Origin of the sequence: Serratia nematodiphila DZ0503SBS1, assembly GCF_000738675.1 — a bacterium.
Classification (GTDB): Bacteria; Pseudomonadota; Gammaproteobacteria; order Enterobacterales; family Enterobacteriaceae; genus Serratia; species Serratia nematodiphila.
In genome coordinates this window covers 4,195,745-4,208,517 of the sequence record NZ_JPUX01000001.1, presented here as the reverse complement: position 1 = coordinate 4,208,517, position 12,773 = coordinate 4,195,745, and the positions used below count along the sequence as shown (strand labels likewise).

Genomic DNA, 12,773 nt, shown 5'->3' with positions numbered 1-12,773 from the left:
GAGGACAAACGGGAAATGCCGGTTCAGGCGAACCGGCTGGGGCATTATCGACGGGCGGCAGCCTGACGCAGGCGCTCGACCGGGCCTTGTTGAAAATCGAATGAGGGGGCTTCTTGCCGCGCCAGCCCCTGACGCACGATGGCCTTAACCGCCTGGCTGGCGGCAAGATCTTTTCCGGCGATCTGCTCGGCGATGCGCAACGCTTCTTCCCGGGCCGAACTTGCGCTGATGCGGGAAATGGCGCCGTGTGACAACGCTTCCTGTGCGCCGACGGTTCTGCCGGTCAGCAGCCAGTCGAGCGCGACATAGGGGGAAATACGCGCCGGCAAGCGCGCGCACCCGCCTTGTGCGGCGACTAACCCGAGCCCGGTTTCGGGGAAGCTGAAGCGTGCGTTCTGGCCGGCGACGATCAGATCGCACGCCAGGGCCAGCTCAAATCCGCCCCCGTACGCGATGCCGTCAACGGCGGCGATGATCACCTTGGCGATCTGTGCATGGATCAGCCCGCCAAACCCCTCCGGCGTGACGATGGGCAGTTCACCCTGATGAAAGGCGTTGATATCCATGCCGGCGGAAAATACCGCCGGTTGACCGGCCAGGACGATCGCTCGCACCGAGTCATCGTTATCTGCCTGCCGCAGGTAGGTGCGGATCAGCTCGGCCATCTGCAGGTTGATGGCGTTCTTTTTTTCCGGCCGATTGAGGGTGATGACCGCAACCTGCTCGCCATGGCGTTCGTAAAGCACCGGCGGTGATTCACTCATTGCTGGTCTCTCCCCGGAAAAACAGCAGCGTCAGCAGCAGGGCGATGGCGCCGAGCGGCAGCGAAAACAGCGGCAGGTAATAGGCCGGCAGCGCGTAGAGCGCCAGGCCGCCCAGCATGCCGCCCGCCGCGATGCCGGCGTACAGCACCGAGCTGTTGAGCGATACGGTCAGCGCGCCAAAGCGTTTCGATAGCGACAACAGGTGATGCTGGATCGGCACCAGATACATCCAGCCGGTAATACCCCAGACCAGAAAGATGGCCAGTACCCACCAGGGGGAAGTGACATAGAAGGCCAGCAGAAACAGGGACAGCGTCTGGATCGCCACGGAAAACAGCAGCACGAACTTGCTGCCGAGGGCATCGGTTAACGCGCCGGAGGCAAAATTGCCGATCACCGCGCCAATGCCGAATACCAGCAGCGCGAGGGGCAGGATCGCCTGCGGGCCGAACTGGGTGTTTTTCAGCAACACGCTGACGTAGCTATAGACGATGTGTTCCGAACAAACGGCAAAAAAGGTGATCAGTAGCGTGGTCAGCACCGCCTTTTGTTTCAGCGGGGCGAGCCGCTCTTTCAGCGAATGCTTGCCCGGTGGCGCAATGGCCCGCAGCGCCAGCGACAGGCCCAGCAGCGCAATTGCCCCCAGCAGGGCGATGAACAGGAAAATTTCACGCCAGCCGATCAGTTTGGCGAGAAAGGTGCCGAACGGAATACCGAGCGCAATAGCCAACGTCATGCCCCCATAGACGATGGAAATGGCCAGACCGCGGCGTTTTTCCGCCACCAGCCCCACCGCGGCGGCGGCGGCCTGCGGCGTGTAACAAGCCGCCCCCAATGCCGCCAGCACTCTGCCGAACGAGATCTGCAGGTAGCTGGTGGCCCAGGCGCAGGCCAGGTTGCCGGCGATGAACAGCACCAGCGCCAACTGCAGGATATGCTTGCGGTTGACGTTGCCCAGCAGCCAGGCGGTGAGAGGGGCGAACAGCATATAAGCCAGCGCGAATACCGATATCAACTGCCCCGCTTGCGCGGGGCTGACGGCAAAGGTATCGGAAATGTCGCTGAGCACGCCGGCGACGATAAAGGCGTCGGTGCCGATGGCGAACGTGCCGGTCGCCATCAGACAGAGCGTGATCAGATGGCCGTTATAATCCGCTAACTTCATCCCGCCCTCCGCAGATCGTTCGCCGCCCAGACTCGTCCCAGCGCCGCCAGGAAGGTCTCCACGTCGGCATGGGAGTGCGCCGAGGTCGGCGTCACCCGCAGCCGCTCGCTGCCTGCGGGCACCGTCGGTGCATTGACCGGTTGCACGTAAATATCGTGTTCATCGAGCAGCACTTTACTGATGTGTTTGTTGCGGTGCGGATCGCCGACCAGCAGCGGCAGGATATGGCTGTCCGCCGACACCAGAGGGATGCCGGCGGCGCGCAGGCCGGTTTTCAGGTGATCGACGATCGCCAACAGGTGTTTGCGTTGGGTGTCATGCTCGAGGTTGTATTTAAAACTGGCCAGCGCGGCGGCCACCACCGGCGCCGGCGACGAGGTGCTGAAGACGAATGCCGGGGCCCAACTGCGCACCGCCTCCACCACCGAACGGGGCGCGGCGATATAGCCGCCCGCCGCACCGTAAGATTTGCCGAACCCGCCCTGAATAATGGTGATTTTATCCAGCAGGCCCAGTTGTTCGGCGTAGCCCAGCCCCCGTTCGCCATAGACGCCGGCGGAGTGGATCTCGTCGAGATAGGTCAGCGCCTGGTACTGCTCCGCCAGCGCCACGATCTGCGCCAGGGGGGCGAAGTCACCGTCCATGGAATACAGCGACTCGAAAGCGATCAGCTTTGGCCGCGCCGGATCGGCGGCCTGCAGCAGCTCGGCGAGGTGTGCCACATCGTTGTGGCGGAAGATTTTTTTCTCCGCTTTGCTGTAGCGGATACCGTAAATCATCGAGGCGTGATTCAGCTCGTCGGAGAACACGATCAGATCGGGAATGGCGTCGCACAGGGTGGATAAGGTGGCGTCGTTGGCGCCGAAACCGGTGGTGAACAGCAGCGCCGACTCTTTGCCATAGGCGCTGGCCAGCAGCGTTTCCAGCTCGCTGTGGTAGACCGAGGTGCCGGAAATGCTGCGGGCGCCGCAGGTGCCCAGCCCGACCCGATTAACCGCATCGGTGGTGGCCAGCAGCACTTTGGGGTGGTGGCTCATCGCCAGATAGTCGTTCGAGCACCAGACGTTGAGACGGCGCTCACCGTGATGGCCGTGGCTGGTGGCCCAGGGTTTGTCCTGCACGCCGCGTTCAAGGTTGAGGAACTCGCGAAAACGCCCCTGTTTTTTGGTTTCCGCCAGCTTTTCTTCAAGAATGTTCAGTACGCTCATCGTATGTTCCTTGTGTTAAACGGCTTTAAGGTTTAATGACAGCCCCTGACCGACGCCGACGCACATCGTCACCAATGCGTTGTTCGCCTGTTGGTCGCGTAATTCCAGCGCTGCCGACAGCACCAGACGCGCGCCGGACATCCCCAGCGGATGACCGAGTGCGATGGCGCCGCCGTTTGGGTTGACCCGCGCGTCGTTGGCGCCGATACGCCAGTGTTTCAGCGCCGCCAGAACCTGTGAGGCGAACGCTTCGTTAATCTCGATGATGTCGAAGTCGTTCAAGGTGAAGCCGCCGCGCTGCAGCAAGCGCTCGGTGGAGGCGATCGGCCCCAGCCCCATCAGCGCCGGTTCCACGCCGGCGGCCGCGCTGTCGCCGATCTCCGCCAGCGGTTGCCACCCCTGGCGCTTCACGTAGCGACCGGAAGCCAATAGCAGCGCGGCGGCGCCGTCGTTGATGCCGGAAGCGTTGCCTGCCGTGACCGAACCGCCGGCGGAGAACGCCGGTTTCAGCGCCTGTAGCTGTTGCAGCGTGCTGAGCCGGGGAAATTCATCCTGCGCGAATGTGCGGGTCGTTTTACGATCGGCCGGCACGTCCACGGGCGTGATTTCCCGCGCCAGCCGGCCGCTTTCGATCGCCCGGCGGGCCTTCTGCTGCGAGGCCAGCGCGAACAGGTCCTGTTCCTCGCGTGAGATATGTTGCCGTTGGGCTACGTTTTCCGCCGTGATGCCCAGCGGATCGCTGCCGTAGCGCTCCGCCAGCCGCGGGTTGACAAAGCGCCACCCCAGCGTGGTGTCGTACAGCTTCACGCCTTTGTCGAACGGCGTTTCGCCTTTGCTCAGCACATAGGGCGCGCGGCTCATGCTTTCCACACCGCCGGCCAGAATCAGTTCGCTGAGGCCGCTGCGGATTTTCGCCGCGGCGTAGATCACCGCATCCAACCCGGAGGCGCAAAGGCGGTTGAGGGTGATGGCAGGCACCGACGGATCCAACCCGGAAAGCAGCGCCGCCATGCGGGCGACGTTGCGGTTGTCTTCGCCGGACTGGTTGGCGCAGCCCAGGACCACTTCGTCCAGATCGGCTTCCGCCGCCGGATGGCGCTGCAGCAGGCCGCGAATGATCGTCGCCGCCATGTCGTCGGGGCGGGTATGCGCCAGGCTGCCGCCATAGGCGCCGATCGCCGTGCGCGTGCCGTCGATCAGATAAACGCCGTCATCTTTAATGCTCATCATGGATCCTTAAGGCGTGGTCGTCAGCGCCGGTTGCGCGGCGTGCAGAAGGGTGTAATGCGGCGCATAGCGCGCCGCGTGCAGCAGCTGCGCCAGATTGCTCAGCGTCGTCCTGACGTTTTTCTCCCCCAGTTTGCCGAGCCAGTCGAAAATGCCGCCGGCGTAGTTAACGCCCGCGACGGCGGCGACATCGATGTCTTCCCGGCTGCAGACGCCGCTTTCCACCATGATCACCGACTCATTGATCAGGCTGCTGAGGACGCGGGCGACGATAAGCGCCGGAGAGTCCTTGATAAATTCAACCTGAGGGATTGCCGTGTGCAGCAGGCGTAAAAACAGCGCCTTATTGGCCGCAGAAGCGTGGCGGCTGTGCGCCGCCACCAGATACGTGGTGTCGGCGTAGTTCAGGGCGAGATCGACCACAAAGGCATCCGCTGCCGTCTGCTCGGCCAGTTGGCTCGCCGTGCGGCCATCGGTGATGCTGACGGTGAAAGCGTCATTGATCTGGACGGCCGCTCCCAGCCCCGGTAATGCCGGCCGTTGTTCCACGCGCAGCTGTGGCCACTGAAGCGCGGCTCGCTGCTGCAACAGGGTAAAAAAAGGATGCTCGCCGTAAACGCGCAGCGTCTCGACGTCTGCATTGTTGGCGGCCGTCACCGGCGGGGCGGTTTCTTCGGCGGCAAAATAGGAGCGGCCGTTCTTTTTCCCCAACAGACCGGCATCGACCAGTGAACGCTGCAGATGACCAGGGGTATAGCGCGGGTCGTATTGCATGTCCTGCCAGATTTGCCGGCTGACCTGATAGTTGATGTCTTGGCCGATAAAATCGGTCAGCTCGAGCGGCCCCATGCGGAAGCGCCCGCCGGCTTTGAGGGCGCGGTCGATCTGCGCCGCGCGCGCCACATGTTCTTCCAACAGGCGGAACCCTTCCAGGTAGTAGGGGCGGGCCATGCGATTGACGATGAACCCCGGCGTGGCCTGGCAGACGACATCGCGTTTCCCCAACGCCGCCACCAGTTGGCGGCAGCGTTCCGTGGTGGCGTGCGCGGTAAAGTAGGCCGGAATGATTTCAATCAGCTTCATCAGCGGCGCGGGGTTGAAAAAATGCAAACCGATAAAGCGTTCGCTGTGCGTTACCGCCGTTGCCAGCTTGTTGAGCGACAGTGAGGAGGTATTGGTGGCGATCAGCGTGTCGGGCTTGACCACTGCGGCGATGGCCGCCAGCACCTCAAGTTTGGTTTGTTCTTGCTCGGCGATGGTTTCTATCACCAGCTCGCTGTCGGCGATGGCCTCAAACACGGAAGTGAACATCAGATTGGCCAGCACCGCGTCTTTATCCCGCAGCGCGATCTTGCCCTGTTCGACTTTCTTATTCAGGTCTTGCGCGATATATTCGCGAGCTTGATTGAGGGTATTGCCGTTGCGATTATAAAGCATCGTGGGAATGCCTTTTTGCGCGAAAAGATAAGCGATGCCTCTGCCCATCGTTCCCGCGCCGATAATCGCAGCCGATTGAATTGCCGCATTACTTTCTGCCATAGAAAATCCCCGTCACTGTATGCCATGCGAAATTCGCAAATGCTTATTATCTCTTTGGATTTACGGCGGCACTGGGTGCCTGTCTGGAAAGTAATTGGTGGTGTCCTGGCTGTCTAACGGTAGAAATGACAGGTTTACGTGTCGAGGAGAGTATGCTATTCGCGTAGTTTTCCTGTTCGGCGCAATAAAAAGGCTTATTTTAAGGGGAATAGCTGTTTTCGTTATAGCGTTGGTATTTTTTATTATATGAAACGGCTACTGGCGCCGGGCAGCGATATTCTATAGTGAATCTGACCTATCGATAAATCGGCATCGCTATCTGGAGAACCTGCGTTATGGATACCCGCACTCAACGGCTCATGGCGGAGGTGATTGGCAGCCTGGCCGATCGCGAATGCTTTCTGACGCAGCTGGGGCCCTGCGCCGAGGCGTTGGGGTTTGATTATTTCTCCTACATCGTGTTTTCCTGTTATCCGGCCAGCAGCCCCAAGATGCTGATCGAAGGGAATATTTCAACGAGCTATCTCGAGGATTATCGGCGGCAGCGGGTATATTTGCAGGATCCGGTTATTGAGCGTGCTCACCATTCCACACTGCAGTTTCAGTGGGACGAAAGCTTTTATCATGAGCGGCCGACGCTTTGGCGGCGTATGGCGCAATTCGGCTTGTGCGCCGGTTGGTCGCAGTCGGTCAAGGATTGCTATGGCAGGTTGGGGATCCTGACGTTTGCCGGTAAAGCGCTACCTGAGCAAACGCCGCAAGCGCGTGCCGCAAATGAAACTTTTTTCCTTTGGCTGGCGCAAACCGCCCATAAAACGCTGCGGGAGGCCTTGATATCGGTGAATGATGACGCGATAAAAGATGTGCTGACGCTGCGCGAAAAAGACATTTTACGCTGGAGCAGCGAAGGAAAAACGGCGGAAGAGATCGCGTTGTTGATGGGGGTGAGCGAGCGCACGATCAATTTCCACATCGGCAACTCGATTAAAAAGCTTTCTGTCGCCAATAAGACCGCCGCTACCGCCAAAGCGGTTTATTTACAGCTAATTTAATCTCGAGTAATAAATAATTAATCGCCTATCCGTTATCGGTGTAATGTTTATATTTTGTTAAATTAAAAACTATCCTTGTCAGTATTTACCCCTCGATCACAAAAGCGTGATAAAGCGATTCACCGCGCCCGTGCGCGGCAGTATTCTGTTGGCACCCGGTTTACATAGAAAGGACGTGATATGTACAAGACTATTTTAGTGCCGATCGATATTGAAGAGGATCTGTTGACCGAGCATGCGCTGAAGCATGTGGAATATTTGGCGAAGATGTCCGGCGCTAAAGTGCATTTCTTCCATGCGCTGCCGGATGCCTCGGCTTTTGTTACTGCCTATTCGTTCGGCCTCAAGGAGTTTGAGAATCAGGCGGAGGTGAAGGCGGTGGATAGACTGAAGAAAATCATGTCGGAAATCGATCTGCCGTTGGATCGCCTCAATTACACCGTCAGCTTCGGTTCTGCACGCGATCAGGTGTTGGAACTGGCGGAAGAGATCGACGCCGATCTGATCATCATCGGTTCGCGTCGCCCGAGCGTGAAAACCTATCTGCTGGGGTCCAACGCCGCCGCTATCGTTCGCCATGCCAATATTTCGGTGATGGTGGTCAGATAATTCATCTTAAACTCACCGTTTTCGGGCACGTTCTGCGGTTACCGGCCGGCTGCAGAGCGTGCTTTGCGTTTTATTGCCATCCCAGTCTGAACTGCTACGATTTTAGCTGACGTTTTTATGCCAACCGGGCCACCGGCCTTGCGCATATTTTTCATTTCAGCCAGAAGAGGGGCAGCTATGCCATTAGAAGTCGATGGGATTATCAGAGGCGATCGGGGCAGTGAACCGAGCCGTTGGCAACATGCGTCAACCAAACCGCTTATCACGCTAACCTGGCACCACACCATTCCCTGGAACTGTTTGCGTAATGTCTGGAATGGTTTGGTGGCGGGGCAGCATTGGAACGCGCTGGACGAGTTTATGAATCTGATCGGTGTGCCAAACCGCGCCGCGGTGCTCAAACAGATCCAGAATAAAAACCTGCAGGATCGCGATGGATTACACACTCTGGTGACCTGGCAAGGATGGAATATCGTCGAGGGGCCAGGTAATGAGTATCGCGCGCAGGGGGACGATCCCGGTGAAAACTTCGACGGTTGGTCGGGTAAGGGGATGAGCACTAATCAGCAAGCGACGCTGCAGCAGGTCAACGTGTTGTATCAGGTGATGGCGCCGCTGGGAAGCCGTGCGCTGGACGCCGCCAGACAGGCGCCGCCCATTACTGCGGAAGAAGCAGACGTCTTGCAACGGACGATTAAACAGACCCGCCCAACGTTGCGAGGAAAGGAACCGATCCGGTGGCAAGAAGACATGTGGCATCAGGTGCAGCCGGGTAAAGAGGCGAAACACTTTGCACGCTGGGACACCAAACCGGTGTGGCGCAAGCGCCTGCACAGCGACATGGCTCAGGCTGGATAAGCCTCTCCCCGCGCCGGGTTGCTGGCGCGGGGCATAAATCCAGCGTTAATCGCACAGCGCCACTATTTCGTCGTACAACGCCTTGGGGATTTCCACGCCGTATTGCTCGCTCTGGTGCCGTTGCCGATAACGGCGTTCGCCGGGGATGCGGGCGCCTTGCGCCTGCATATCGGCAAACATCGCCTCCGCTCCGGCGAAATATTTCGCCTTATCCGCACCGAGAAAACGCTCGGGATCCAACGCGATGACCAGCTCACCACCGTAAGGCGACGAACCGGTGCCATCGTCATAGGCCAGCGATTCCTTGCTGGTCATATCGCCGATCAGCGGCCCTGCCAGCAATTCAACCATTGCCGCCAGCGCCGAGCCCTTATGTCCGCCGAAGGTCAGCATCGCGCCCTCCAACACGCTGGCGGCATCGGTGGACGGATTGCCTGCCTTATCAATGCCCCAGCCTTCAGGCAGCGGGGTGCCGGCGCGGCGGTGTAATTCGATTTCGCCGCGCGCCGCCGCGCTGGTGGCCATGTCGAACAAAAACGGCGGCCGATCCGGACGCGGCCAGCCGAAGGCGATGGGGTTGGTGCCGAAGAGCGGTCGCGAACCGCCGGCCGGCGTCACCCAGGCGTGGCTGGGCGTGCAGGCCAAGGCCACCAACCCCTGCTCGGTCAGCGGTTCGATATCGGCCCACAGCGCGGAGAAATGCACGCAGCGGTTGATCGCCAGCGCGGCGACACCGTTGGCGCGCACTTTCTCGATAAAGGCCGGCAGAGCGGTGCGGTAGGCCAGCAGGGAAAACGCACCGCCGGCGTCGGCGCGCAAGATGGCCGGCGCCTGGTCGAGCAATCTGGGCATCGCATCGGCAGAAACCTTGCCTGCCCGCAGCGATCGTACGCAGCCCAACAGCCGGTACAGCCCGTGAGAAGCGCAGCCGTCGCGTTCGCCCTGGGTGACATTTTGCGCCACCGCCTCGGCATGCGCCTGATTGAAACCGTTGCTGCGCAGCGTACGCAACGCCAGTTGATAAGCCTGTTCCAGCGACAGCACATGCATGGATGTCATTTCGATGTCCTCCCTGGGTTCATTCTTCTTCATCGCCGATAAAATTGGCCTGGGGTAAACAGGTATAGGCGCCCCAGTAGTAAATCGCCAGCGCAATCACCGCCATGGTGAGGGTGTCCCATGGATGAGCAATAGCGCCGATGCCGCCGAAGCTGCTGAGGTAGGAAAGCCCGATCACCAGCGCATAGAAGACGATCAGCCACAGCGAGGACCAAATTTGCTGTCGGAGACTAACGGCGTGGGTAGGCACCTGATTCTTGAACAGGATGTAGATGAAGAACATCAGGATCTGCAAGCCGAGCAGCCAGGAGACGGTGTCCCAGCCGGACCAGAAGACGATCAGCGCCGAAATGATAAACGACAGCGGGCCGAGCACGCAGAAACCGCGGACCCGGAACGGACGCGGCATATCGGGCGCATTGCGCCGCAGCCCGGCGGCGGTGACCGGGGCGATGGCGTAGCTCAGCACCAGTGCGGCGGACACCACGCCGATCAGTTTTTCCCAGGATGGGAACGGCAGCGTCCAGAATACCGAGAGAGCGAAGGTCAGCCACAGCGCCGGGCGAGGAATACCTGACTCGGCGTCCACTCGGGTGAACAGTTTGAAGAAGGTGCCGGCGCGCGCCCAACCGTAGATCACGCGGGGCGTGGCGTTCATATAGATATTGCCGGTGCCGCTCGGCGAAACGATCGCGTCGCTGACCACCAGAAACGCCAGCCATCCCATGCCCAGCGTGATGGCGATGTCGCGGAACGGCAGGGAGAACTGTTGGCTGATGCCGGCCCAGCCACCGCTCAGCATCTCGCTGGGGATACTGCCGAGAAACGCTATCTGCAGCAGCACATAGATGATGGTGGACAGCACCACCGACAGGATCAGCGCGATGGGAATGGTGCGTTGCGGCCGTTGCACCTCGCTGGCGACCGAAATGATCGGCGTCAGGCCGAGGTAGGCGAAGATGATGCCGCCGGCGGAAATGGCGGCCTCAACGCCGGCGGAACCGAAGGGAGCAAAGCCCTGGCTGTGCAGGTTTTCCGGTTTGAAAAAGCTGAACAACACCACGATCACCAACAGCGGCACCAGAAACTTCAGCACGCTGATCAGGTTATTGGATTTGGCGAAGGTTTTGACGCTGTAATAGTTGAGCGCGAAGAAAAAGCACAGCAGCGCCAGCTGCACCAGCCAGCCGATCGCGGTTGGATCGCCGGAACCCGGCTGACTGAGGAACGGGAACCAGGCGGCGGCGTACTGCCGGGCGGCGACGACTTCGATGGCGATCAGGCTGGAGAAGGCGATCAGCGTGATAAACCCCAGCAGATAACCCATCAGTTCGCCGTGCGAGAATACCGGATAGCGAATGATGCCGCCGGCGCGCGGCAGGGCGGCGCCCAGCTCGCAGTAGACGATGCCGAGCAGCAGCACCGCCAGGCCGCCGATCAGCCAGGAATAGATGCCGGCCGGGCCGGCGATGGAGGAGACATGGCTGGCGGCGAACAGCCAACCGGAGCCGAAGATGGCGCCCAGACCGATGAACGTCAGGTCGGTGAGCGTAAGCTGCTTCTTGAATTTGCCTTGGGTTGTCATGGTATTACCCTTTTGTTATTGAGTGGCAGGCAGATGCGGCCGGGCTAATTTGGGGCAGGTGAAACCAGGGGGGCTCGGGTGTAAACGCCGTTCACCAGCCGCAGCAGGTTGAGCGGGTTGGCGTCCTGCAGCGCCGGCGGCAACAGCGCCGCAGGGGTGTTTTGCAAACAAACCGGCCGCAGGAAACGCTCGATGGCCAGCGTGCCTACCGAGGTGCCGCGTGCATCGCTGGTGGCCGGGTAAGGGCCGCCGTGCACCATGGCGTCGCACACTTCCACCCCGGTCGGATACCCGTTGAACAGCACCCGACCGGCTTTGCGCGCCAACAGTGTCGTCAGACCGGCGGCCACATCGAGATCGTCGTCGTCCGCCAGCAGCGTGGCGGTCAACTGACCTTGCAATGCCGCCAGCGTCGCATGCAGCTGCGCTTCGTTATCCACCGCCACCAGGATGCTGACCGGGCCGAAGACCTCTTGTTGCAGCAGCGGGTCAGCCTGCAGCAACAGCGCCTCTTCCGCCTGATAAAGCTGCGCCGCCGCCCGAAGCGTGGGCGTTTCGCTTCGGCCTGCGAGACGCCGCATACCTGGATGGGCATCGAGGGCTGCCAGCCCGTGACGGTAGTGCTCCAGCGTGCCGGCATTCAGCATCGGCTGCGGCTCGGCGGCGTTAACCAGGGCGCTCATCGTTTCGGTTAACCGATCGAAGGCGGCGCCGCGCAGCGCGACGATCACGCCGGGCTTGGTGCAGAACTGACCGCAGCCGAGTGTGAAGGAAGAGACCAGTTCCTGCGCAATGCGCTGCCCGCGCCGCGCCAACGCCTTGGGCAGGATCACTACCGGATTGATGCTCGACATTTCTGCGAAGACCGGTATAGGTTGAGGGCGTTGCATCGCCAGATCGAAGAGCGCCCGGCCGCCTTGCAGCGAGCCGGTGAATCCCACTGCCTGAATCGCCGGATGTTGTACCAAATCGGCCCCCACGCGATTGCCGAAGATCATGTTGAAGACGCCGGCGGGCATCCTTGTGCGTTCCCGAGCGCGCTCGATCGCCTGAGCGGTCAGCTCGGCGGTGATCATATGGCCGCTGTGCGCCTTGAACACGACCGGGCAGCCGGCGGCGAGCGCGGCGGCGGTATCACCGCCCGCGGTGGAAAACGCCAGCGGGAAGTTGCTGGCGCCGAAGACCGCCACCGGGCCGAGCGCCGTGCGGTATTGACGCAGATCGGGGCGCGGCAGGGGGGAACGCAGCGGCAGCGCGCAGTCGATGCGCACGCCCTCGACGTCGCCGCGCCGCAGCAGCGTGGCGAACAGCCGCATCTGGCCGCTGGTTCTGGCGCGTTCGCCGCTCAACCGCGCAGACGGCAAGGCCGATTCCTGCATGGCGAAGGTGAAGAAAACATCATCCAATGCGTCTAACTCTTCGGCGATGGCGTCGAGAAAGTTCGCGCGTTGTTCTGCACTGAGCTGTGAATAGGGCGCAAAGGCTGCTGCGGCGGCTTCTGCGGCGGCGGCGGTTTCTGCCGCCGTGGCCTGGTGGAAGCGGTAGCCGGTTGGCTGACCGTCGTCGGCGCGCAGGCTACACAGCGACGCTTCCCCTTCGGCGCGGCGTTGGCCGCCGATAAATTGTTGGCCGCTGATGGCGGCGTAGCGATCGTTGGGCATCGGTTCCCCCGGTGGATAAAGCATGACGCCCGGCATGGCCGGGCGA

The 12,773-nt window shown here is 60.9% G+C and carries 11 protein-coding genes; 3 read left to right on the top strand and 8 right to left on the bottom strand.

Annotated elements, in window-relative coordinates:
* Positions 1–44: 44 nt before the first annotated feature.
* From JL05_RS19520 to JL05_RS19500, 5 genes are read right to left on the bottom strand one after another with little or no spacing between them, the layout of a single operon-like run.
* On the bottom strand, positions 45–764 hold the full coding sequence (locus JL05_RS19520) for an enoyl-CoA hydratase/isomerase family protein (protein ID WP_033633402.1): 720 nt from the start codon (positions 762–764) through the stop codon (positions 45–47).
* Positions 757–1,929, bottom strand: a complete 1,173-nt coding sequence (locus JL05_RS19515) for an MFS transporter (protein WP_033633401.1) — start codon at positions 1,927–1,929, stop codon at positions 757–759. The genes JL05_RS19520 and JL05_RS19515 overlap by 8 nt, the downstream gene beginning before the upstream one ends.
* The gene (gene hemA / locus JL05_RS19510; protein WP_015377390.1) at positions 1,926–3,137 is read right to left on the bottom strand and encodes a 5-aminolevulinate synthase; all 1,212 of its coding nucleotides are present in this window, start codon (positions 3,135–3,137) and stop codon (positions 1,926–1,928) included. The genes JL05_RS19515 and hemA overlap by 4 nt, the downstream gene beginning before the upstream one ends.
* A gap of 15 nt (positions 3,138–3,152) precedes the next feature.
* Positions 3,153–4,364 carry an acetyl-CoA C-acyltransferase gene (locus JL05_RS19505; RefSeq protein WP_033633400.1) on the bottom strand — a complete coding sequence of 404 codons (1,212 nt, stop codon included), beginning with the start codon at positions 4,362–4,364 and terminating at the stop codon, positions 3,153–3,155.
* Between the two features lie 9 nt (positions 4,365–4,373).
* A complete protein-coding gene (locus JL05_RS19500) occupies positions 4,374–5,903 on the bottom strand; it encodes a 3-hydroxyacyl-CoA dehydrogenase NAD-binding domain-containing protein (protein ID WP_033633399.1) in 1,530 nt (509 codons plus the stop codon).
* A gap of 335 nt (positions 5,904–6,238) precedes the next feature.
* On the opposite strand from JL05_RS19500, the gene JL05_RS19495 reads away from it, so the two are divergent.
* From JL05_RS19495 to JL05_RS19485, 3 genes are all read left to right on the top strand, one after another.
* Entirely contained in the window at positions 6,239–6,955 is a 717-nt protein-coding gene (locus JL05_RS19495) for a LuxR family transcriptional regulator (RefSeq protein ID WP_033633398.1), read from the top strand.
* A 180-nt stretch (positions 6,956–7,135) separates the two neighbouring features.
* Entirely contained in the window at positions 7,136–7,564 is a 429-nt protein-coding gene (locus tag JL05_RS19490; protein WP_004927993.1) for a universal stress protein, read from the top strand.
* A 177-nt stretch (positions 7,565–7,741) separates the two neighbouring features.
* A complete protein-coding gene (locus tag JL05_RS19485) occupies positions 7,742–8,422 on the top strand; it encodes a hypothetical protein (RefSeq protein WP_004927990.1) in 681 nt (226 codons plus the stop codon).
* 45 nt (positions 8,423–8,467) lie between these two features.
* Here the strand turns inward: JL05_RS19485 and JL05_RS19480 are convergent, their stop codons facing one another.
* Genes JL05_RS19480 through JL05_RS19470 form a run of 3 tightly spaced genes read right to left on the bottom strand, consistent with a single transcriptional unit; the run spans position 8,468 to position 12,727 of the window.
* On the bottom strand, positions 8,468–9,481 hold the full coding sequence (locus JL05_RS19480) for an Ldh family oxidoreductase (RefSeq protein ID WP_033633397.1): 1,014 nt from the start codon (positions 9,479–9,481) through the stop codon (positions 8,468–8,470).
* A 19-nt stretch (positions 9,482–9,500) separates the two neighbouring features.
* Positions 9,501–11,066: an APC family permease gene (locus JL05_RS19475; RefSeq protein WP_033633396.1), complete on the bottom strand. Its 1,566-nt coding sequence runs from the start codon at positions 11,064–11,066 to the stop codon at positions 9,501–9,503.
* Positions 11,067–11,110: 44 nt separating this feature from the next.
* Positions 11,111–12,727 (bottom strand): aldehyde dehydrogenase (NADP(+)), encoded by a 1,617-nt coding sequence (locus tag JL05_RS19470; RefSeq protein ID WP_033633395.1) that lies wholly within the window; start codon positions 12,725–12,727, stop codon positions 11,111–11,113.
* Between the last annotated feature and the right edge of the window lie 46 nt (positions 12,728–12,773).